Genomic DNA, 22934 nt, shown 5'->3' on the forward strand with positions numbered 1-22934 from the left:
AAAAAATCTTATTTGAAGGATCAGAAATGACGCAAGACTCACACCAATCGCATGACGCCAATGCGACGTCGAATCAGCTCGATGCCGACATTGCCGGGCATGAGTTTCTCGCATTCACACTCGGGAATGAAGAATATGGTATCGATATTCTGAAGGTGCAAGAAATCCGCGGCTACGAAGCGGTCACGCGCATCGCTAATGCCCCGGACTTCTTGAAAGGAGTGATCAATCTGCGCGGCATCATCGTTCCGGTGGTGGACATGCGCATTAAATTCAATCTCGGTAGTCCGACCTACGATCAATTCACCGTCGTCATCATTCTCAATATCGGCGGACGTATTGTCGGCATGGTGGTTGACAGCGTTTCCGATGTGACGACCTTACTGCCCGGGCAAGTGCGCGCTGCGCCGGAAATGGGCACCACCTTCAGTACCGACTTTTTGATCGGCCTGGGAACGCTCGAGGACCGCATGTTGATACTGGTCGATATCGATAAATTGATGTCGAGCCCGGAAATGGGCTTGGTGGATACGCCGGCCTAAACAATGTAAATAATTTGTATCGTTTTATTGGGCTGTGCCGTTGTTAATATAATAAAGATGTTTGCTCATCACGGAGATGAATGTATGAATTTACGTAACCTTAAAATCGGAACCAGACTCGGCTTCGGATTCGCATTTATTCTTATCGGTCTCATCGCTGTCATGCTGCTGGTGAGTTCCTTGAATTCGGCCAATCGTAATGAAATGGCCGATAACCTTAAGCTGGCCAATCAGAAGCAAGTGTTGGCCAATGCCATGAAGAGTTCCCTTTATGAGGGCGGTATCGCGATGCGTAACATCGGCATTCAGTCCGATGTCGGCGAGATGCAAAAAGAAGAAACTCGGGTCAAAGCGCAGCGCGCGCGCTATCAGGAAGCCAAGGAAAAGTTAGCGGCCTTAGGCTTGAGCGAAGAGGAAAAGAAAATCCTCAGCGATGTGGCCTTGCTCGATAAACAAATCGAACAACCGTTCAAAGATGCGGTCGGCCAAGCGCTGGCTTTCAATGGCGAGGGCGCGGTCAAAATTATTTCGGGCGTGCTTGAACCGCTGAGCAGTAAGGCGATCGTCGCCATCAACAGCCTGGTCGATTTGCAGGGCGAAACCTCGAATCAAGTCTTCGAAACCTCGGCTAAGGCTGGCGCACGCTTATCGTATATTTTGTATGCGGTCATGTTGCTGGCAGTGGCAATCGGCGCATTCTTTGCCTGGATACTGACCAACAGCATTACCAAGCCTTTATTGGAAGCCTTGAGCTTGGCTGAGACCGTGGCCAGCGGCGATCTGCGCAGTGATGTGCAAGTCAGCGGCCAGGACGAAGTCGCCTTGCTGTTACTGGCTTTGAAAAATATGAATGACAGCTTGGCCGCTACGGTTGGTCAAGTTCGCATCGGCACCGAAACCATTACCGTTGCGGCGCAGGAAATCGCCTCTGGGAATGCCGATTTGTCCAGTCGCACTGAGTCGCAAGCCAGCTCGCTCGAAGAAACCGCCAGCTCGATGGAAGAATTGACCAGTACCGTGCGTCAGAATGCCGATAATGCCCGTCAGGCCAATCAATTAGTGGTTTCGGCGACTGGTGTGGCAGTCAAGGGTGGGGCGGTGGTCAGTCAAGTGGTCAGTACCATGGGCTCGATCAAGGAAAGCTCACGCAAAATCGTCGACATCATCGGCGTCATCGATGGCATCGCCTTTCAAACCAATATTTTGGCGCTCAATGCTGCAGTTGAAGCTGCCCGTGCCGGTGAGCAGGGCCGTGGTTTCGCGGTCGTGGCAGCAGAAGTGCGCAACCTGGCACAGCGCAGTGCCAGTGCCGCGAAAGAAATCAAATCATTGATCGGCGATTCCGTCGATAAGGTCGACCAAGGCAGTAAATTGGTTGATGAAGCCGGTAAAACGATGGATGAAATCGTCACCAGCGTCCAGCATGTAGCCGACATCATGAGTGAAATTACCGCCGCCAGCCAAGAGCAGAGTGCCGGGATTGAGCAAGTTAATTTGGCCATCACGCAGATGGATGAAATGACCCAGCAAAATGCCGCGCTGGTCGAACAAGCTGCCGCTGCCGCCGAAAGTATGGAAGAACAAGCAGTCACTCTGGCGCAATCGGTCAGTGTATTCTTGCTCAACGGTGCAGCCGCCGCCAAAGTGCCGGCGACCACAGCCCGTCTGACGCGCGTCGAACCGCTGAGCCGGCCGGCACCGGTATTGCCGAAAGCTGGCATACGCAAAGCCGTGCCGGGCAAGCTGACGCAAAGTGTGGCCAGAGTGAGTAAGGCCAGCGCAAGCACAGCGAGTTCGAGCAAAGCCAGCGCAGCTGCGCATGACAATGATGGTTGGGAAGAATTTTAAAGCAGACCATATTGCTTTGATTGGTTTGTGCTGGTAGGTTTGACTGTCCTTTTCGGAAAGCAATGAATGATAAAAATAGCGCCAAGAGAAAAGGCTGAGACATCAAAGGAATTTGATTTTACTTCCCGCGATTTCGACCGAGTGCGTGAGTTGATTTATAAAAAAGCCGGCATTTCGCTGGCCGAAAGCAAGCAAGAAATGGTGTATAGCCGCTTGGCACGGCGTTTGCGCGCGCTTGGTATGAATTCCTTCGCGCAATACTTGGACGCGCTCGAACGTCAGCAAGATAGCGACGAATGGGAAGCTTTCACGAATGCTCTGACGACGAATTTGACTTCATTTTTTCGCGAAGAGCACCATTTCCCGCTGCTTGCTGAGCATGTAAAAGGGCGGCGCGATCAGTTGCAGGTCTGGTGTTCCGCCAGTTCTACCGGGGAAGAGCCGTATTCGATTGCGATGACCATCTGCGAAGCCTTTGGTACGCTTAAACCGCCGGTACAAATCATCGCCACCGATATCGATACCAATGTGCTCAGTACCGCTGCGCGCGGTGTCTATAACCTTGATCGTATCGAAAAAATGACGCCGGAACGGGTTAAGAAATTTTTTCTCAAGGGTAAGGGTGAGCAAGAAGGGCTGGTACGGGTGCGGCAAGAATTGCGTGATCTGATCAGCTTCAAACAATTGAATTTGCTGGACGGCAGTTGGGCCTTGAAGGGGCCGTTCGATGCGATATTTTGTCGCAACGTGATGATTTATTTTGATAAGCCCACACAGGGAAATATTCTCAAAAAATTTGTTCCTTTGATGAAACCCGACGGCTTGCTGTTTGCCGGGCATTCTGAGAACTTTCTCTATGTGTCGGATGATTTTAAACTGCGTGGAAAGACGGTCTATGAACTCGCTGCCAAGCGCGCCGGGACCGCACATCATCTGCATAAAGGTGGCTCATGAGTACATTAAGCGAAGAGCATTTCGCAACAAACATTTATTACGACCGCACCTTCGATTGCGATGCCGCGAAAATATTGCCTGGTGAATTTTACTTCACGAAGAAGGACATGTTAATCGTCACCGTGCTCGGCTCTTGTGTGTCGGCGTGTATCCGCGACCGTGTCTCCGGGGTCGGTGGGATGAACCACTTCATGCTGCCCGATACGGGCGGCGATGTCGATAATCCGGTGTCGGCTTCGATGCGCTACGGTACCTATGCGATGGAAGTGTTGATCAATGAATTGCTCAAGGCCGGTGCCAAGCGTGAAAATTTGGAAGCCAAAGTGTTTGGCGGTGGTAACGTGCTGCGTGGTTTTACCGCCATCAATGTGGGCGAACGAAATGCTCGTTTTGTGCTCGATTATCTCAAGGCCGAGCGCATGCGCGTGACCGCCGAAGATTTGAATGATATTTTCCCGCGCAAGGTATACTTTTTTCCGCATACCGGCAGAGTGCTGGTGAAAAAACTCAAAGTCGAACATAACGATACGCTCAGAAAACGCGAACAAGATTACGCCAGTCGCCTGAAAACGGCACCGGTTGGCGGCGATATCGATTTGTTTTGATGTAGATAGAGATAACATGTCAACCAGTAGTGGAGAGAGATGAATGAAAATTAAAGTATTGGTCGTTGATGATTCCGCACTCATTCGCAGTGTGATGAGCGAGATCATTGGTAGTCAACCGGATATGGAAGTGGTTGGCGTTGCGCCTGACCCGTTGGTCGCGCGCGAGATGATCAAGCAGCTTAATCCCGACGTGCTGACACTCGACGTCGAGATGCCGAAAATGGATGGGCTCGACTTTCTTGAGCGCTTGATGCGTTTGCGTCCTATGCCAGTGATCATGGTGTCTTCGCTCACCGAGCGCGGCTCGGAAATCACCATGCGCGCACTCGAACTCGGTGCCATCGATTTTGTGACCAAGCCCAAGCTGTCGATACAAAGTGGGATGCATGATTATGCTGAGTTGATCGCCGAAAAAATCCGCATCGCCTCGAAAGCGCGGATCCGTCCGCGCAGTGTGGCGGCGGCCGAACACAGTAAATCCCTGCAGGGCGCGCTGCCCATGGTGAGAAATCCTTTGACCAGTAGTGAGAAACTGATCATCATCGGCGCATCGACCGGAGGTACTGAAGCGATCAAGAATTTTCTGGTGCAAATGCCTTCCGATTGCCCCGGTATTTTGATCACGCAGCACATGCCTGAGGGGTTTACCCGCTCGTTCGCCAAGCGCTTAGATGGCTTGTGCAAGATTTCCGTATCGGAATCGAGTGGCGGTGAGCGGGTGTTGCCAGGGCATGCGTATATCGCGCCTGGTCACTCCCATTTACTGTTAGCGCGCAGTGGTGCTAATTATGTCACGCAGCTCGATACCGGCGAGCCGGTCAATCGTCATCGTCCTTCGGTCGATGTGTTATTCCGTTCGGCCGCCACCTATGCCGGTAAAAATGCGGTTGGAGTGATTTTGACCGGGATGGGAAAAGACGGCGCTGCCGGCATGTTGGAAATGAAGAATGCCGGAGCTTACAATTTTGCCCAAGATGAAGCAAGTTGTGTAGTATTTGGAATGCCACGCGAAGCCATTGCAATCGGCGCGACCCATGAGGTCGCTCCCTTGAATGACTTGCCAACTAAGGTTTTGCATCATCTTGCCACACATGGAAGCCGCGCATTACGAGTTTAAGGCGTAAAATTATGCATTACTGTAATTCCAACACCGTTTGAACATAATTTAACCGATAATATCGATAACTGTATTTAAAGAAATAGTGGAGTAATTCATGGCTGATCAAAATCTGAAGTTTTTAGTTGTCGATGACTTTTCTACGATGCGTCGCATCGTCAGAAATCTGCTCAAAGAATTGGGTTATTCCAATGTTGATGAAGCCGAAGATGGTGCCATGGGTCTGGCAAAATTAAAGAACGGCGATTTTGACTTCGTCATTTCCGATTGGAATATGCCGAATATGGACGGCTTGACCATGTTGCAGCATATTCGTGCTGATCCAGCCCTGTCGAAATTGCCGGTGTTAATGGTGACGGCTGAAGCCAAGAAAGAAAATATCATCGCGGCCGCTCAAGCAGGTGCCAACGGCTATGTGGTCAAACCATTTACCGCTGCCACACTGGACGAAAAACTCTCGAAAATTTTCGAGAAACTGGCCAAGAGTGCTTAAGCACCATCTTTAATTCGGGAGCGCATCATGAGCCAAGACCTACAACAAACTCAACAAGACGACCTCCTGTCTCGTGTCGGTCATATGACGCGACTGCTGCACGACAGCTTGCGTGGCCTCGGCCTCGATAAGCTGCTCGAGCGAGCGGCCGAAGATATTCCAGACGCGCGCGACCGGCTCGACTATGTCGCTAAAATGTCAGAGCAGGCCGCGCAGCGCGTGCTCAATGCCACCGATATCGCGATTCCCTTACAAGAACAGCTCGATTCGGAAGCAAAAAAAATCAGCTTGCAATTGCAGTCGCTGCAGCTGCAGCCAGCCAGTTCGGAGCAAATGCAGCAAATGACGGCGCAGATGTTGCAGTATCTGGCACTGGCTTCTGAAAACAGCGTGCAAACCAAATCGCACCTCATGGACATCATGATGGCGCAAGACTTTCAAGATTTGACTGGGCAAGTGATCAAGAAAGTCACGGCCTTGGCGCAGAATTTGGAACAACAATTGGTGCAACTGCTAATCGATTACTCGCCCAATGAAGTGAAAAAAGAGACTGCCGACGGTTTACTCAATGGTCCGCAAATCAAACCTGAAGGTAAAACCGATGTGGTTGCGAACCAGAGTCAAGTCGATGACCTGCTCGATAGCCTGGGCTTTTAAACACGTGGCTCGTGCTTGCCTCTAACCAGAATCCTACATGATTGCAGATAATTTCATTTTGCGCGAGCCTTTGCTGGACCCGAAACAGCGAGTCATCGGCTTTCAGTTTTTTTGGCAGCAAGCCGACCCCGCGCAAGAAACCAGCGTACAGAATCTCGATTATTTGCTGGATTTTGTCGCCGGCCATTTGAACGACGAAGAGCGTGGCTTTTTGCTTGGCGACAGCTTGCTGTTTCTGGAGGCGGCACCGGAATTATTGCAGCAAGAAGGGCTTAAGCGCTTCCCACCAAAAAATACCGTACTGATTCTGCCTAAGAAATATTTTGCCGATGCCGCGACGCTGGAGGCCGTCAAGCATTTGCGCTCCCTCGGATATGGTATCTGCTTGCGCGGTGCCGAAGTGACGACGCTGGAGCGTTCATTTTTTGCCTATGTCAGTCACATCGAAGTACAGCTCAATGCCGCCAATTTCGCTTCGCAGGCCAAAGTCTATGGCAGTCTCAAACAATCCTCGGTACGCATGGTGGCGCGCAATGTCGCGACGTGGCAGGATTACGATGCTTGTTCTGCGCTCGGGCTCGATAGCTTTGTCGGCAAATTGCACCTGACACCACGTCCGTCGGTGGCACCGAAAGAATTGAACTCCTCGCAGACCACGATTTTGCAGTTGATGGAAATGGTCAGAAAGAATGCCGATATCCAGCAGTTGGAACTGGTGGTCAAGCGCGACCCCACTTTGGCGTACAAATTGTTGCGCTATATTAATTCAGCCGGGTTTGGTTTGCGTACCGAAGTACAGTCACTCAAGCATGCGGTGCAAATGCTTGGTTACAGCCCCTTGTATCGCTGGTTGACGGTGTTGTTAGCAACCGCCAGCACCAGTGGCTTTTCGGCGGTATTACTGGAAACTGCAATCGTGCGTGGTCGCTTTGCCGAATTATTGGGGCAAATGAAAATGTCGAAAACCGAGGCGGAGAATTTATTCGTTGCCGGGATGTTTTCACTGCTCGATCGTTTGCTCGGTTTGCCGATGGCAGAAGTCCTGTCGACCATACAATTGCCGGAAGTAGTGACGGAGGCGCTGATCTCACGCGCTGGCGTATTCGGTCCTTACTTGGCCTTGGCTGAAGCCTGTGAATTGAATAGCATGCTGGTCGTTTCTTTGGCAGCATCCTTGAAAATTTCGGCGGAAGATGTCAACGCAGCCCATCTGGCCGCTTTGGTCTGGGCGAAAAACGTCGCCGCTGCGGTCTGACTGAAGACTACCATCACTGACGGCAAGCATCTGTGCTTGCCGTTTTTTTTTATTTTAGTTCATTCGCTTTTCGATTCATGCAACAACAGAAATTATCTTCCTTCGCTGCGATCCCACTGCCACTGATTTGGCTGCTGGCCTGCTATTTTGTCGCCTATCGACTCGGTGCATATGCGGTACTCGACAATAACGAGGGTTTGTATGCAGAAATTTCGCGAGAAATGCTGCATTCAGCTAAGTGGGAAAATTGGATTATCCCCCACCTCAATGGCCTCGCTTACATGGAGAAGCCGCCACTGCTGTACTGGCTCACCGCCTCGGCCTTGGCGCTGTTCGGTGAGCACGAGTGGGTAGTGCGCTTGTCGCCGGCCCTATCATGTTTGGGGTGCGTCGGACTGTTGTTATGGTTCGGCCGCCGTGTTGGCCTGCCTGCAGTTGGGCAGTTTGCGGCGGTGGTGTTTGTCAGTAGTCTGGGTGTGACTGCGATGGCGCGCACGCTGATGTTCGACATGCTGTTGACGTTTTTTTTGACCGGCGCGGTGATGCATGCTTATCTGTACATCGAGCAACAGCAGCGCGCTGCCTTATATCGGGCCATGGCGCTGCTGGCCGGAGCTTTGCTGGCGAAAGGCTTTGTCGCGCTGATCCTGTTTTCAGCCATCATGGGCAGTTATCTTCTCTCGTGCGCCAAGTCGCCGGCAGATTTCTTGGCGCGTCTGCGGCGCTGCTTGGATTGGCGTGGCTTGTTGGTATTTTTTGCCTTGGCCGCGCCATGGCATCTGGCCGCAATGCTGACTGAGCCGATTTTTACTTGGTTTTATTTCATCAACGAACATGTGTTGCGGTTTCTCGGTAAGCGTGAGCCGCACGACTATTATGCCGGTGCTTGGTGGTATTACTTGCCGCGCATGATCGCGTTTCTCTTTCCATGGTCGCTGTTGCTACCTGTGCTATTGCTGCGGCGTCCTGTTGATCCCGCTGTTGCTGCTGCTGTCGGCACTACAGCGCCGCGCAGTTTGCAGCGCTTCTTGTTACTGGCTTGGCTCATGCCGCTGGTGTTCTTTTCGATCTCCAGTGCCAAGGCAAATTATTATCTCGTCGTCGTCATGCCGTTAGCCGCAATGCAGCTCGCGACGCTGCTTGCCGCACGCTGGCCCTCGCGCCGGCTGGCTTGGTTGCCCGGTTGTTTGGGCGCGGCCTTGTTTGCTGCCATACTCTGGCACTTTGAGCGGCTCGACATCAGTCAGATCGGCCCGCTGGCCGGCTGGCCGGCAGCGGATTTCTTACGTGCGGCCTTGGGCGTGCTGCTGCTTGCCTCGCTGGCTGCGAGTGCGCTGGCCAGCCGCTCGGCGCGGCTGACTTGGTATGCGTATTTGCTCATTCCGCTGCTCAGCTTACCCTTGCTGTTGCAAGTACTGGCGGGGCTCGATACGCAAACCTCGACGCGTGCCTTGGTCGATCAATTGCAGCGCCAGGCCCCGGCGCGCGAGGTCTTACTATACCGAGTATTTGAACAGCAGTCTTCGCTGCCGTTTTACCTCAAGCGAGCGGTACGCATTGTTGATAGCCGCAGCAATGATTTATTTTGGGGAAATAAGTTACATAAAAATAAAATTGTCATCGATGATGCCGCCTTTGTCGCTCTTGCGCAGACTCAGACAGTCGATTTATTGGTGTTGGAAGAGGATTTGCCAGATTTTCAGCAAAAGAATTATTTCACCCGTTTCAAATCAACCCGACAAGTTGGTAAAACCTGGGTGTTTTCCAATTGAGTAGGCCGACTATACGCTGTTCTTTCGCTGGCAAACTCCGTGCGTCGGCTGCACTACTGCTCGGTTTCCCAAGGTATAATCGCATCTTTATCATTCAACCTGCATTAGCTGCAAGTGTTTTGCCTGTAGCTATCGCCTCAAATTCTCTCTCGCCATGTTGATATTGCCAGGCTCTAACGCCTTGTCTGCTTTTCGTACCTCCAATTTACTCACTCGTCTGCAGCAAGTCGATGCCCATATCGTCGGCGTGACCGCCCGATATCAGCATTTCATCGACAGCAGCGTTGCGCTCGATGTCGACCAGACCGCCCGGCTGCAAGCCTTGCTGGTGTATGGCGCGGCTTTTGTCGGCCAAGAAAGCGGTGCGACGTTTGTCGTTATTCCGCGCCTCGGCACGATTTCACCGTGGGCCAGTAAGGCCACCGATATCGCGCATAACTGTGGCATGCAACAGATTCGTCGCATCGAACGCGGCATCATCTATGTGGTTCAACTGAAGAGTAAATTGCTGGGCGGTAGTCGCGAACTCGACGCGCCAGCGCGTGCCGCCGTCGCCGCGCTGCTGCATGATCGTATGACCGAAATGGTGCTCGATGACGTGCAGCAGGCACAGGGTTTGTTCAGTGAACTGACTGCCAAAGCCTTGGCGCACATCGATATTCTGAGCGGTGGCAAAGCAGCCCTCGAAGCGGCCAATCTGGCGCTCGGTCTGGCCTTGTCGGACGATGAAATCGATTACCTGATCACGGCCTTCACGGCGGCGGCACGCAATCCCTCTGACGTTGAATTGATGATGTTCGCACAAGCCAACAGCGAACACTGCCGGCACAAGATTTTCAATGCCGATTGGACCATCGACGGCGTGGAACAAGATAAATCTTTGTTCCAGATGATTAAAAATACCCATGAATTGCACCCACAAGGTACGGTGGTCGCTTACAGCGACAATTCCTCGGTGATCGAAGGGGCCAGCGTCATGCGCTTCTTCCCATCTGGCAGTGAGGATGGTCATGTATATCGCGCGACGGAAGAGTTGACGCATATTCTCATGAAGGTTGAGACGCATAATCATCCGACCGCGATCTCGCCGTTTGCCGGGGCCTCAACCGGCGCCGGCGGTGAAATTCGCGACGAAGGCGCCACCGGTCGCGGTGCCAAACCGAAAGCCGGTCTGTGCGGCTTTACCGTTTCTAATTTACGCATTCCCGGGGCCGAACAGCCATGGGAAAACGCCAGCGACAGCGAGAGCGCACAGCGCCACGATACCGTGTATGGCAAGCCCGATCGCATCGCCTCGGCCTTGCAGATCATGATAGACGGTCCGCTCGGCGCGGCTGCATTCAATAATGAATTCGGTCGGCCGAATTTGGGCGGCTATTTCCGTACCTACGAACAGCAGGTCGGCGGCACGGTTTACGGTTATCACAAACCGATCATGATCGCCGGCGGCATCGGCAGTATTTCTGCCCGTCTGACCAAGAAAGATGATCTGCCGGTCGGCAGCTTGTTGATACAGTTGGGTGGCCCGGGCATGCGCATCGGTATGGGTGGCAGTGCCGCCTCATCGATGGCGACCGGTAGCAATACCGCCGACCTCGATTTCGATTCGGTGCAGCGTGGTAACCCGGAAATGGAACGGCGCGCGCAGGAAGTGATTAATTCTTGCTGGCAGTTGGGTGAGAAAAATCCGATATTGTCGATACACGACGTCGGTGCCGGCGGCTTGTCGAATGCTTTCCCGGAAATTACCAATGATGCCAAGCGCGGTGCGATTTTCGATCTGCGCAAGATTCACCTCGAAGAAAGCGGCATGGCGCCGAAAGAAATCTGGAGCAATGAATCGCAAGAGCGTTATGTGATGGCAATTTTGCCTGACAGCCTGGCCTTGTTTGCCAGCTTCTGCGAGCGCGAACGCTGCCCGTATGCGGTGGTCGGCAGCGCCACCGAAGAACGTCAACTCAAGCTCATCGATCCGGAAAACAATACCGCTCCAGTCGATATGGCGATGAATGTGTTGCTCGGTAAGCCGCCGAAAATGCATCGCACGGTGGAGCATGTCAAACACAGCTTCAAGCCGCTCGATTTGACCGGTATTGCACTCGAAGAAGCGGCACGCAGAATTTTGAGCTTGCCGACGGTGGGTGATAAATCATTCCTGATCACCATCGGTGACCGTACCGTCGGCGCGACTTCGGTGCGCGATCAAATGGTCGGCCCATGGCAAGTGCCGGTGGCCGATTGTGCGGTGACGACGATGAGTTTCGAAGGCTTCCTCGGTGAAGCCATGTCTATGGGTGAGCGCACTCCGTTGGCGGTGATCGATGCGCCGGCCTCCGGTCGCATGGCGGTTGGCGAAGCCATCACCAACATCGCTGCGGCAGCGATTGCCGATATTTCCGATATCAAATTGTCGGCCAACTGGATGGCCGCTTGTGGTCAACCGGGGCAGGACGCCTCCTTGTTTGATACCGTCAAAGCGATCGGCATGGAATTGTGTCCTGAGCTCGGCATCAGCATTCCGGTCGGTAAAGATTCTTTATCCATGCGTACCACTTGGAACGACGGCGCCGACAGCAAATCGGTGACCTCGCCGGTGTCGCTGATTATTTCCGGCTTTGCCCCGGTCTATGATGTACGCAAGACCCTGACGCCGCAATTGCGCATGGATCAGGGCGACACCAGCTTGATTCTGATCGATCTCGGCCGCGGCCGCAATCGCCTCGGCGCGTCGTGTTTTGCCCAAGTCATGCAAACCCTCGGCGATATCGCCCCCGATGTCGACAGTGCCAGCGATTTAAAAGCTTTCTTCGCGGCGATTCAGCAGCTCAATCGTGAAGGCCAATTGCTGGCCTATCATGATCGTTCCGACGGCGGTTTGTTTGCCACTCTGTGCGAAATGGCATTTGCCGGCCGTGCCGGTTTGGCCGTCAATCTCGATATTCTGACCATGGACAGCGGTCATGGTGCCGATCAGGGTGACGCGAAAAATTGGGCCGGTCAGGTCGCCGAGCGACGCAATGAGCAAACCTTGCGCGCCTTGTTCTCGGAAGAGTTGGGTGCCGTGATACAGGTGCGTACCGATCAGCGTTCGGTCGTCATGGATGTGCTGCGTACGTATAATCTCGGTGCCTGCAGCCATATCATCGGCAAGCCACAAGCGGCCGATCGCATCGAATTCACCCGTGACGCCAAACAGATTTTTGCCCAGCCGCGTTCGAGCTTGCATCAAATGTGGAGTAGCACCAGTTGGCAAATCGCCCGCTTGCGTGACAATCCGGCCGGTGCCGATGCCGAATATGCACGCATCACCGATCTGACTGATCCTGGCATGCAGCCGAAAATCACGTTTGCGATGGCCGAGGATATTGCTGCCCCATTTATCGCCACCGGGGTGCGTCCGAAGATCGCCATACTGCGCGAGCAGGGCGTTAATTCGCATATTGAAACTGCCTATGTCATGCACAAAGCCGGTTTCGAAGCGGTTGACGTGCACATGAGTGATCTTATCGCCGGGCGGGCCAAACTGGCTGATTTCAAAGGCCTCATCGCCGTCGGCGGGTTCTCTTATGGTGACGTGCTCGGGGCCGGCGAGGGTTGGGCCAAGACTATTCTGTTCAACGACATGATGGCGGCACAATTTGCCCAGTTTTTCCAACGCACGGATACTTTCGGTCTCGGTATCTGTAATGGTTGCCAGATGATGAGTAATCTGAAATCCATCATCCCGGGTGCGCAGGCTTGGCCTAAATTTACCCGTAACAAGTCGGAGCAATTCGAAGCGCGCTTCTCGATGGTGAAAGTGCTGGAATCGGCCTCGATACTGTTTGATGGTATGGCCGGTACAGAGACGCCGATTGCGATTGCCCATGGCGAAGGTTTTGCCGATTTCTCCACCACTGGTGACATCACGCAGGCGCAAGTGGCCTTGCGTTTCGTTGATAATCATGGTGCCCAAACCGAGGCCTATCCTTACAATCCCAACGGTTCGCCGCAAGGGATCACCGCCGTTACCAATCTCGATGGTCGCTTCACGGTGATGATGCCGCATGCCGAGCGGGTATTCCGCACGGCGGTGCATTCTTGGCATCCGGATGACTGGACCGATGAGGCACCGTGGATGCGGGTATTCCGCAATGCGCGGAAGTGGGTGGGTTAATACACTGACGGTGCGCGTTCGCGGTTGCGAGCGCGCAAGCTTGTTAAGGATTTACTACATAACTGATCAGGCTAGCCTGCTGCGCTGCACTTTCGAGCTACACTGTAGATAAATTTCCTCAAGGATACGTCATGGCCCTTCCGCAGTTCGGTTCGAATCGACTCAGATTGCAGATGTCCTTGTTGGCCTTACTGTGTCTGCTCATTATTTGGGGCGGTGCTTACTTTGAAATCAGCCGCTCAAGCGCCAGTTATCTGCATGAGGCCGATGTTAAAACCGTTATCGAAGCGCGGGTTTTCGCCGAAAACACGCGCTCGACCATCAAACGTGTTAACGAAGTTTTGTTAAATGTGCGGCCGCAATGGAATGGTGATTGGCAGTCGTTTGCGTTTTTGATACGCCGTAGTCAGGAAAATATTCATGACCTGACGTTTCAGGTTGCCGTCATCGATAAGCAAGGTTTGCTGGCGTTTTCCAATCTGGCCGCGGCCACCGACAGAACCGATCTCAGCACGCGCGAGCACTTCAAAGTACATCAACAATCACCGCAGCGTGATGAACTGTTCATCAGCAAACCGGTTAAGGGCAAGGTCTCGGGCAAGTGGTCGATCCAGTTTACCCGAGCCATCTACAAAGACGGTCAATTCAACGGCGTCTTGGTGGTCTCGATCAGCCCGGATTTGATCGCCAACTTTTCCAGAATTTTGAGTGTGCATGATAACGATGTGGTTTCTTTGGTGCGTGACAGCGGAGAAATCATGTCCCGATTCCCAGCCAAGGAATCGGTGCTGGGAACGGTGCTCAAAGCGACCCCGTATTTGGATTTGAAGTTGCCGGATTCGGGTAATTTTCGGCAAATCTCGCAAACCGACGGCATCGAGCGGATTTATGGTTATTACCGCGACCCCGAGTACGGGCTCAATTACGTCGTTGGCGTCGCGGTGTCCGAGTTATCAGCACCGATTGATGCTAATAAACGAATTATTTTGGCTGCCGCCACGCTGATCAGCATCATGGCGATTTTCTTATTTTATCTGCTGCTGCGCTCTCAGGCGGCAGCCGACCGTTTACGCAGCGATTTGGAAGTGGAAAAAATTCTGGCGCAAAGCGCAAGTGCGGCGAAAAGTCTGTTCCTCGCTAATATGTCGCACGAGATACGGACGCCGATGAATGGCGTACTCGGCATGACAGGCTTGTTGTTGGAGAGTGGCCTCAACCCCGAGCAAAAAGGCTATGCGCGCAATATCGCGCACTCCGGTGAAGCCTTACTGGTCTTGATCAATGATATTCTCGATTTGTCAAAAATTGAGGCTGGCCACATGGAATTCGAGGCGCACGCGTTTTCTTTGGGAATCTTGCTCAATTCGGTAAGCTCGAATTTGAAAATGAATGCCGATGACAAGGGCATCAGCCTGAAAATTTCTGTGAGTGAAGCTGCCCATGGCGATTATATTGGCGATAGCTTGCGTATCCGTCAGGTGCTGTTCAATTTACTTGGTAATGCCGTCAAATTCACCAGCCGAGGTGGGGTGAGTTTGGCGATCGTAAAAACCGACCAGGGCTTGCGCTTCGAAGTTAGAGATTCCGGCATAGGCATCGCCGCAGAAGCTCAGCAAAAATTATTTACCCAATTTACTCAAGTCGATGCCTCCACCTCACGTCAATTCGGCGGCACCGGTTTGGGTCTGGTTATCTGCAAAAAATTAGTCGAAGGCATGCATGGCAAGATAGGCGTGTACAGCCAGTCTGGCCAGGGCAGTTTGTTTTGGTTTGAATTGCCGCTCAAAGTCGCCGCTAAGGATGCCAGCATCGCCAAGGTGATGCCCTTACCGGTACTTGTCAGCGATTCGCAGCCGACGGCAGAAGCACTGCCGGCACCGCGCGTGGCAGCGCAAAAGGACCAGATCTTATTAGTCGAAGATCATGTCATCAACCAAAAATTGGCCTTGGCGCTGTTGACGCAACAAGGCTTCGAAGTGGAGTTGGCCAAAGACGGTGCCGAAGCAGTCGACGCGGCTCAAAAGCGCAAATACCAAGTCATCTTGATGGATGTGCAAATGCCGGTCATGAATGGATTCGATGCCACCCGCGCCATCCGCGTTGGCGGCGGACCGAATGCCACGACCCCCATCATCGCCTTGACCGCCAATGCCATGCAGTCGGATAAAGATGCCTGCTTCGATGCCGGTATGGATGATTTTCTGACTAAGCCATTTAACAAAGGCGGCCTCGCGGCAGTGCTTAAGCGGCAGTTGGTCAGAGGTTTGTAGGCTGGATTTCCCCTCGTTGAGGGCGTCGCTCATGCCTACCGTGGCGCATCATCAAAAATCTGACTAGGGTTTGAAACCCCGGCCTTCAAAGGCTGTCGCAAAAGGCTATCATTACCCCAATCGCCAGTAAGGTCATTCCTGCACGCTTTCGGCAGGAACCCAGCGGTGTTCGTGCTTAACTGAAAATGCCAGATATGATCGTGTTTTCAGTGCTGAAAACGACGCTGGGTTCCCGTCAAAAGCATGCGGGAATGATGCCAGAAACAATTCAAATGCACTGTTGCTCGGCCAAGCGAGCATGGCTTCTGCGACCTCGGTGCAGAGTGCTTTGATCAATCGGGAAGGGCGCGCTTAGGGCTGCTACTGGGTGACATAAAGCTAAACTGCGCCAATTTTTTACGGAAATGTGGCGCAGTTCCATAAACTGCGCCATAATCGCGCCACAACCCTCTCAAACTGCGCCATATCGATCATGTCATCGACGACTGACTTATTCAATAGTATTCGCCTATCCGTGGCTGGATTGAGCTTGGCTGAACTGCTGACCGAGCACCCCTATATGGCCAGACGTACGGCACAGCGCCTGATTGCGAAGCTGATTGAGAATGGCCAAGCTGCGGCGATAGGGGAGGGTAGAGCACGCCGCTACTTCGCAGTGAGTGGCCAAGCTGACAGCTTCATTGTGGCTGCTGCCAGCGATATTTTCCCCAATTTTATTCGCAGGTCGGCTGACAGTGAGGATGTTCTGGCCTATGTCGACCAGCCTACGCAAGCGCGCCAGCCGGTCGGCTACCAGCACGATTTTCTGGAGGCATATCGTCCCAACCAGACCTTCTACTTGTCTGAGTCGCTGCGCCGGCAATTGCACAAGATGGGCCGAACCGCTGCAGTGGATGAGCCGGCCGGTACGTATAGTCGCGCCATTTTGAACCGCTTGCTGATCGATTTATCTTGGGCGTCAAGCCATCTGGAAGGTAACACCTACTCACGTTTGGACACGCGTGAACTGATCGAACACGGCAAGGTGGCACAGGGTAAAGCCGCGCTGGAAACGCAAATGATTCTCAACCATAAGACGGCGATCGAGCTGCTGGTAGAAAACATCGCCAGCGCAGAGTTCAACCGCTACACCTTGATGAATCTGCACAGCGCCTTGGCGGAAAACTTGCTGCCCAACCCGGCTGATGAGGGGCGGATTCGGCAGCATGCGGTCGATATAGGAAAAAGTGTCTATCGGCCTCTTTCTACGCCACAGCAAATCGACCAAGCGTTGGACGCGCTGCTGGGCAAGGCCAACCAAATTCGTGACCCGTTCGAGCAGTCCTTCTTCATGATGGTGCACCTGCCTTATCTGCAGCCCTTTGCTGATATGAATAAGCGCAGCTCGCGACTAGCGGCGAATTTGCCCCTGTTTCGCGCCAACCTGTGCCCTCTGACTTTCCTGGATGTACCGGAGCAGGCCTACAGCCGTGCCACCCTGGGCGTATACGAGATGACCCGCGTGGAACTGTTGCGTGACTTGTACGTTTGGGCTTACGAACGTTCGACGCAGGAGTATCTGGTTATTAAACAAAATCTTGCGGAGCCCGATCCACTGCGCTTGGCTTGGCGGGATTTCATCAAACAAACGATCCGTGAGCTCATCATGCATCCTGAACTAGACCCGATCTCAAGCATTCAAGCCTACGTGGCAGAGCGGGTTCCGGCGCAGCAGCAGGCAGACGTCTTGGCATTGGTCATCGACGAGCTGAAGCGGCTACATGAGGGTGTACTGGCGCGCTATGGTGTGCGCGCGACCGAGTATCAAGCCTGGAAGCTGCGGCGTGGGCATTGATGGCTGCGGGTTCAAGGCAGAGCAGTTCGCATCGTCACAAACTCTTCCGCTGCCGTAGGATGAATGCCTATCGTGCTGTCAAAGATAGCTTTGGTCGCACCGGCTTTCATGGCCACGGCAAATCCTTGTATGATTTCGCCGGCATCGGCCCCTACCATATGCATGCCCACCACGCGATCAGTCAGGTCATCGACGATGAGTTTCATCATAGTCCGTTCGGTGCTGCCGCTTAATGTATGTTTAAGCGCTTTGAATTCGCTGCGATACACGCGTATTTTTTTGAATTTATTTCGTGCCTCCGCTTCGCTATAGCCGACCGTGGCAAGGTTGGGATGCGTGAACACAGCAGTCGGGATAAAAGCGTAATCCATTTGCATTTTTTGTGCGCCGAACAGATGATCTACCAGCGCCATGGCTTCGCCTAATGCCACCGGGGTGAGTTGAATTCTGGCCGTCACGTCGCCCAAGGCATAAATGCCGGGAACCGATGTTTGATATTGCTCGTTTACTTTAATTGCCCCATCGGCGCTTTGTTCAATACCGTTCTCTGGTAGCCCCAAACCTTGAATATTGGGAACGCGGCCGATGGCATACAAGATGGTGTCGACTTGTATGGTCTGGCCATTGTTTAAGCTGACGGTGAGGCCGTCTTCCGAATTGATGATTGTAGCGACATCGGTATTGAGGCGTAAATCGACGCCGGCTTGACGCATTTCTGCCGCAAGAAACTGACGCACATCATCGTCAAAGCCGCGTAATATTTGTTCTCCACGATACAGTTGTGTAACTTGCGCACCGAGCCCGTTAAATATGGAGGCAAATTCGCAGGCGATATATCCACCGCCGACGACTAATAATCGTTTGGGAAATACCGCAAGATCGAAGATGTCGTTGGAGGTGATGGCGTGCTCCGCTCCGGCAATGTGCGGTACCGTCGGGGTGCCACCAGTGGCGATCAATATGGTCTTGGCATGATACGCAAGGCCGTCGACTTGTACCGTATTGCGATTAATTATCTTGGCCCAGCCGCTGATCATTACTACCCCGGCATTGCTCAGCAGATTGGCATAGACGGCATTGAGGCGAGAAATTTCTGTGCGTCGGTTGGCTTTCAGCAGTTCCCAGTTCAGCTTGGGTTTTTCTGTAATCGACCAGCCATAACCGGCAGCTTCGTTGAAAGACTCGGCATAATGCGCGGCATAGCTATAGAGTTTTTTGGGAATACAGCCGACATTGACGCAAGTGCCGCCTAAATCGCCCCCTTCAATGATACCCACGCGTGCACCTTTTTGTGCGGCCATACGCGCAGCGCGTACCCCACCACTGCCGGCACCGATGACTAATAAATCAAACATTTCTGTATTCACGCCATTCCTTTAACAATATAGGCAAGTTGGGCTGCTAGTAAGCGCAGCAAGTATGCCACCGTTCCATGTCAACTGGTATTTTCCTAGGAGCGAAAATGTGATTCGCCCTGTTTCCAATAGCCTTTCGTGTGGAGGTCTGTTTTGTCTAATTTCCATTTTTCTTGTAGAAACTTACGTATCGCCATGACGCTGCTCGACTCTCCGGCCACCCATGCTTGGCCTGAGCCTGAGGGTATTTCCAACTCATCGAGTGAGCTGACGAGTGCCTGATCTGCTCCCAATTGCTGATGAGTGCGCTTGATATAGTGTAGTTGCATATTGGGGCCGACAAGAAAAGGCGGATGTTGATCGGGATGCTCGACTTCAATCAGGATGATTGCTGGTAAATCGGTAGGGAGAGTAGTCAAGATAGCCTGTATCGCAGACCAGCCAGTCTCATCGCCAATCAGGGCAAGCCAGGCCGATGCTGGATGGAGAGAAAACCCACCAGCGCGCGGACCCGCAAAGCTGATGCTATCTCCAATTTGTGCAGAATGCGCCCATGATGAAGCTGGCCCGTTTTGGTGAGTGAAAAATTCTATCTCGAAGCTTCCCTTGCTGAGATCAAACTGACGCAGCGTGTAGGCGCGTCCGATAATTTCTCCATTTGCGGCCGGCACGAACAGCTTGACCCAAGTGCCGGGCGCTTGCGTCGCCTCATTATGAATAAAGGTCGCCACATCATCACCACTGAAGCTGAGCCGAATCCGCGCTGCACTGAGCTGTTCGCGCGCCGTCACAATGGCTGCTGATTGTGGCCGAACCGGTGCCGCTTGAAGCATGGCATTGTGCGCTTCCATAGCGGCAAGGGGAATGTGATTGATTGGTGGTTTTTTTGTGCTCGTGTGCATGTTGAGATTTAATTTTGTGACTACCATAGGATGACAATTGTTGACTTATTTACTAACGGTATTGCCGACATCAAAGCCACCGGCAAGCTTGTCCAGCGCCGCCGACAACGTAGTTGCCAATGTCGATACGATGATCAGACACTGTGCCCGCGATGGGTGACCTGACAGTGGCAAACGCCAGCTCAAGTTCGGCACTTTTCAATTCGGCTTGGCTCAATAGTAGCGCTGCCTGAGCGCCTTCAAACTCACCGCGGGTGCGGTCGAGTTCGTCTGCGCTTGATGCGCCCGATTGATGTAAATGCGTGACACGAGTTAGTTGTGTTGACGCGAGTTTTTGGCGCGCAATGGCTTGCGCCACGATTGCCTGCGCACGATCTCGGGCGATCGCAAAGGGTCGCTGATCAATCACAAAGAGGGCATCACCTGCTCTGACCTGCTGGCCATCATGAAATTTGATCGCTTGCAAGTAGCCAGACAAACGTGAGCGCACTTCAACTCGTTGCGACGCTTCTATTCGACCGGTGTAATCCAGTGTTTCCTGAACCATCGAGCTCTCGGGCGCTGCGACTGTGACGCTTGCTATTGGCTGCTTACTTCTCGGTAAAGCAGTTTTTGACTGGCCGCAGCCCGATAGGGCGATGGCTGTAGTGATTGCAACGAAGAATATGGCAGCAGCGTTTGTATGGATGGGTTTCATGACAGTGCTTCCGCGACTTCTTTGAATTGTTGTGAATTGATTGAGTGCAAAATAACCTCTGCTTATTGGGAGGCTCTCAAAATGGAGCTGCTGGAAAGGTAACATTTGGATTTGTCCGGCGGAAGCCGCACGATTTGCAGCTTATTAATGCGTTTGGCGCTATCAGTGCTGAACGCTCAGTGAGCCGGCAGAGCACCTTGGTGGAAAGCATGCCGCGCTTCCCTAGGCGACTGCCCCATGCGCAAGTGAATGATCGAAAACTGAAATTTCTAATTTGCCAAATTAAATATGATTTTTCGACGAACTCGAGCATGGCTAAGGGCAACGTATTTCTGCGTCAGCCATGTTTGCAAATAGCTGTACGTCGCCTCCATGAAATTCTGAAAATTGCTTGGTCTCGGGTTCCTTATTCAATCTTACTTTTGCCTGCGCAGAGGAAATGTTATGCCTAGAAATTTGAGTATTGCCTGTTCGTCGCACTCGGCGGTAGATGAGCCAATGATGCTGAGCTTTGCGCCTACGACACTGTCCCAAAACTTGTTAGCCGGCAGTTCGGTGTCAGTCAAGTTGTCGCCGGCCGTACACGGTAATATGACTAGTCTTGCAGCAGCCTTGAACGGTGTCGTCACGTCGGGTAAACGTCGTGACGATGGCGCTGACTTAGCTGGGCTGGCAGCGGTCAAATTTGCCAATTGCGAGAGCGGCAGGAAGCTGGTCGACCCGACGACAGCACCGAATAAAATGACTGGCACCGCGCCACCGTGGTCTGGTTCGACAGGCTGGGCGTGGGCCGAAGCGCAGGTGCGGGAATTGGTCGCCAGGCTGGCGGCACAGGCCGCTGCGCTGTTCGCCGATACTGCGCAGGAAGATCAGGCGGAAGCCTTGTACTTCCCGCGCTTGACAGCGGATCAAGAACTGCGTGCCCAATTGAGCCTGACTGAGCGTGAAATTGCGCGTTTACCGCCGGCACATCCGGCCAGGCAACTGCTGCCTGGCTTGCGCTCTGCCGCGCGGGAGGAGGGAAGCTTCTCTTGGGCTGAGCGCTTGATCAATTGGTTCGTGCAGCCGACTTCTGAAGATGTGCGCGGTAATCAACAGTGGCAACTGCTGCAGAAGTTTATTGTCGTGGCGGAGCAGGCGTTTGAGCAGCCCGGCGAGCAAGCGTCTGAGCCCGTCGCTGTGGCCGCATCGGCCTGTGCGCGCTTGTTGGATATGCTGCAGCAGCGTATCGACAACGCGCAGCAAGCAAGGCAAGCTTTGCTGGTACCAGCGCAACAAGCCGGTCTGCAGAAACAGGTGCAGTTAGACGGGATTTTGCTTGGCAGCGCGGTCGAACTGCTGGAATTGTTGGAACAGCAGAGCTTACTGCAAGGACAAACAATGCGCGCGGCGGCCGGCGGCACCCGAGCACCCCTGGGGACGCGAATATTGACATCGGAAGACTGCTTGGCGCTGTTGGCACCTTGGCTGACTGAGGTGGAGGATATTGCCTGCCGCGCCGATCGCTTTGTAGAGATGCAAGGCACCTTCAGTACGGCGATTGTTTTGCTCAGTCAACTGTGGGCGAGCAGTCTGGAACCGCGCTTGCTCAGTGATACGCTGGCGCTGTGGTCAGAGCAACAGACGCAAGCAGAAACTCGTCGCTTGGAGCACAACGCTCGTGTATGCAATCTGGTGTCGCTGCTGGCCTTGTCGCAGGACATCGCCGGATATCAGCGGCGCTGGCAGGCTGCCGAGCAGTCGCAACTGGCGTGGCAGGCAGACCAGCAGGTCGTCGAAGCGCAGTGGTACGCCGTTCATCATCCTCATACGCCGAGCGAAAGTGAAGCGAGCCTGATTCACCGACTGATGCAAGCATGGTTGCAGCGCTATAACGCCACGGGATTTACTGCGCAACAAGCGCAGCAGGCTGGGCACATGGCCGAAGCCTTGGCGCGTTACATGCATGAGGCCGAAAGGACGACGCACTCACAGCAGGTCATCGTACCCAAGGATCTGATGGCCCAAGGCGTGCCTTCCTTGTCGCGCAGTTGGTCGGCGTGGGCTGAGATCGATGGTGTCGCACCGCTGGTGCGCGATCCGGCACCGCTAGCTGATTTCGACTCTGCCGGACAGTCGATCTCCGCGGCCACTGTCACGACGGCCGTAGCCATGCTGGCTGCGGTGGCGGCGCGTGCGGTTGGTGGTTCGGCGAGCGGGGTCGCAAGTCTCGGCGTGGCGGCGGGTCTGGCCAGTGTTTGGCCCACTGCAGAGGGCGCGCGCGCAGCAGGCAATAAGGCTTGTGTGATGAATCTGGCGGATCAGTCGGATACCAGCAAGAGCCAGTCGCAGCGCCAGCAATTATCGGATGCCTTGGCAGCGCTGAGCAAGCAGGGCGCACAGATTACGCCGGTGGAACAAAATCCCTGGCCTGTAATGCAAGAAGCCGCCAAGCTCTTGCTCTCCGCCGAACAACAAAACGCCCGACTCGATCA

General features: G+C 53.5%; 16 protein-coding genes. 13 read left to right on the forward strand and 3 right to left on the reverse strand.

Features of this window, described 5'->3' with window-relative positions:
• Positions 1-26: 26 nt before the first annotated feature.
• The 12 genes from QN359_RS05835 (at position 27) to QN359_RS05890 (ending at position 17506) form a co-directional block, all read left to right on the forward strand.
• Complete coding sequence (locus QN359_RS05835; RefSeq protein ID WP_322248740.1) at positions 27-542, forward strand: chemotaxis protein CheW; 516 nt, start codon at positions 27-29, stop codon at positions 540-542.
• 84 nt (positions 543-626) lie between these two features.
• The gene (locus QN359_RS05840; RefSeq protein ID WP_322248739.1) at positions 627-2390 is read left to right on the forward strand and encodes a methyl-accepting chemotaxis protein; all 1764 of its coding nucleotides are present in this window, start codon (positions 627-629) and stop codon (positions 2388-2390) included.
• A 66-nt stretch (positions 2391-2456) separates the two neighbouring features.
• The gene (locus QN359_RS05845; RefSeq protein WP_322248738.1) at positions 2457-3344 is read left to right on the forward strand and encodes a CheR family methyltransferase; all 888 of its coding nucleotides are present in this window, start codon (positions 2457-2459) and stop codon (positions 3342-3344) included.
• Positions 3341-3949 (forward strand): chemoreceptor glutamine deamidase CheD, encoded by a 609-nt coding sequence (gene cheD / locus QN359_RS05850; protein ID WP_322248737.1) that lies wholly within the window; start codon positions 3341-3343, stop codon positions 3947-3949. The genes QN359_RS05845 and cheD overlap by 4 nt, the downstream gene beginning before the upstream one ends.
• A gap of 43 nt (positions 3950-3992) precedes the next feature.
• Entirely contained in the window at positions 3993-5069 is a 1077-nt protein-coding gene (locus QN359_RS05855) for a chemotaxis response regulator protein-glutamate methylesterase (protein ID WP_322248736.1), read from the forward strand.
• A 97-nt stretch (positions 5070-5166) separates the two neighbouring features.
• Entirely contained in the window at positions 5167-5562 is a 396-nt protein-coding gene (gene cheY, locus QN359_RS05860) for a chemotaxis response regulator CheY (RefSeq protein WP_322248735.1), read from the forward strand.
• A 27-nt stretch (positions 5563-5589) separates the two neighbouring features.
• Entirely contained in the window at positions 5590-6219 is a 630-nt protein-coding gene (cheZ, locus tag QN359_RS05865; protein ID WP_322248734.1) for a protein phosphatase CheZ, read from the forward strand.
• Between the two features lie 37 nt (positions 6220-6256).
• Positions 6257-7474, forward strand: a complete 1218-nt coding sequence (locus QN359_RS05870; protein ID WP_322248733.1) for an EAL and HDOD domain-containing protein — start codon at positions 6257-6259, stop codon at positions 7472-7474.
• A 77-nt stretch (positions 7475-7551) separates the two neighbouring features.
• The gene (locus QN359_RS05875) at positions 7552-9246 is read left to right on the forward strand and encodes a glycosyltransferase family 39 protein (protein WP_322248732.1); all 1695 of its coding nucleotides are present in this window, start codon (positions 7552-7554) and stop codon (positions 9244-9246) included.
• Between the two features lie 154 nt (positions 9247-9400).
• Entirely contained in the window at positions 9401-13402 is a 4002-nt protein-coding gene (purL, locus tag QN359_RS05880; protein ID WP_322248731.1) for a phosphoribosylformylglycinamidine synthase, read from the forward strand.
• A gap of 131 nt (positions 13403-13533) precedes the next feature.
• Positions 13534-15672 carry a hybrid sensor histidine kinase/response regulator gene (locus QN359_RS05885; RefSeq protein WP_322248730.1) on the forward strand — a complete coding sequence of 713 codons (2139 nt, stop codon included), beginning with the start codon at positions 13534-13536 and terminating at the stop codon, positions 15670-15672.
• Between the two features lie 529 nt (positions 15673-16201).
• Positions 16202-17506, forward strand: a complete 1305-nt coding sequence (locus tag QN359_RS05890; protein ID WP_322248729.1) for a Fic family protein — start codon at positions 16202-16204, stop codon at positions 17504-17506.
• A gap of 11 nt (positions 17507-17517) precedes the next feature.
• Here the strand turns inward: QN359_RS05890 and gorA are convergent, their stop codons facing one another.
• The 3 genes from gorA to QN359_RS05905 all read right to left on the reverse strand — a co-directional run bounded on the left by gorA (position 17518) and on the right by QN359_RS05905 (position 20460).
• A complete protein-coding gene (gene gorA, locus QN359_RS05895) occupies positions 17518-18873 on the reverse strand; it encodes a glutathione-disulfide reductase (protein WP_322248728.1) in 1356 nt (451 codons plus the stop codon).
• 83 nt (positions 18874-18956) lie between these two features.
• The gene (locus QN359_RS05900) at positions 18957-19790 is read right to left on the reverse strand and encodes a siderophore-interacting protein (protein ID WP_322248727.1); all 834 of its coding nucleotides are present in this window, start codon (positions 19788-19790) and stop codon (positions 18957-18959) included.
• A gap of 43 nt (positions 19791-19833) precedes the next feature.
• Positions 19834-20460 carry an efflux RND transporter periplasmic adaptor subunit gene (locus QN359_RS05905; protein WP_322248726.1) on the reverse strand — a complete coding sequence of 209 codons (627 nt, stop codon included), beginning with the start codon at positions 20458-20460 and terminating at the stop codon, positions 19834-19836.
• A gap of 444 nt (positions 20461-20904) precedes the next feature.
• Here QN359_RS05905 and QN359_RS05910 point away from each other — a divergent pair.
• A partial coding sequence (locus QN359_RS05910) for a hypothetical protein (protein WP_323493201.1) occupies positions 20905-22934 on the forward strand: 2030 nt, incomplete at its 3' end.

This window comes from Undibacterium sp. 5I2 (genome assembly GCF_035019605.1).
GTDB lineage: Bacteria > Pseudomonadota > Gammaproteobacteria > Burkholderiales > Burkholderiaceae_D > Undibacterium.

Excerpts from the sequence above, each read along its gene's own strand:
- cheZ (WP_322248734.1), top strand. The coding sequence starts at position 5,590 with ATGAGCCAAGACCTACAACAAACTCAACAAGACGACCTCCTGTCTCGT.
- QN359_RS05855 (WP_322248736.1), top strand. The coding sequence starts at position 3,993 with ATGAAAATTAAAGTATTGGTCGTTGATGATTCCGCACTCATTCGCAGT.
- QN359_RS05840 (WP_322248739.1), top strand. The coding sequence starts at position 627 with ATGAATTTACGTAACCTTAAAATCGGAACCAGACTCGGCTTCGGATTC.
- purL (WP_322248731.1), top strand. The coding sequence starts at position 9,401 with ATGTTGATATTGCCAGGCTCTAACGCCTTGTCTGCTTTTCGTACCTCC.
- QN359_RS05835 (WP_322248740.1), top strand. The coding sequence starts at position 27 with ATGACGCAAGACTCACACCAATCGCATGACGCCAATGCGACGTCGAAT.
- QN359_RS05885 (WP_322248730.1), top strand. The coding sequence starts at position 13,534 with ATGGCCCTTCCGCAGTTCGGTTCGAATCGACTCAGATTGCAGATGTCC.
- QN359_RS05845 (WP_322248738.1), top strand. The coding sequence starts at position 2,457 with ATGATAAAAATAGCGCCAAGAGAAAAGGCTGAGACATCAAAGGAATTT.
- QN359_RS05900 (WP_322248727.1), bottom strand. The coding sequence starts at position 19,790 with ATGGTAGTCACAAAATTAAATCTCAACATGCACACGAGCACAAAAAAA.
- cheY (WP_322248735.1), top strand. The coding sequence starts at position 5,167 with ATGGCTGATCAAAATCTGAAGTTTTTAGTTGTCGATGACTTTTCTACG.
- QN359_RS05905 (WP_322248726.1), bottom strand. The coding sequence starts at position 20,460 with ATGAAACCCATCCATACAAACGCTGCTGCCATATTCTTCGTTGCAATC.
- cheD (WP_322248737.1), top strand. The coding sequence starts at position 3,341 with ATGAGTACATTAAGCGAAGAGCATTTCGCAACAAACATTTATTACGAC.
- QN359_RS05875 (WP_322248732.1), top strand. The coding sequence starts at position 7,552 with ATGCAACAACAGAAATTATCTTCCTTCGCTGCGATCCCACTGCCACTG.
- QN359_RS05870 (WP_322248733.1), top strand. The coding sequence starts at position 6,257 with ATGATTGCAGATAATTTCATTTTGCGCGAGCCTTTGCTGGACCCGAAA.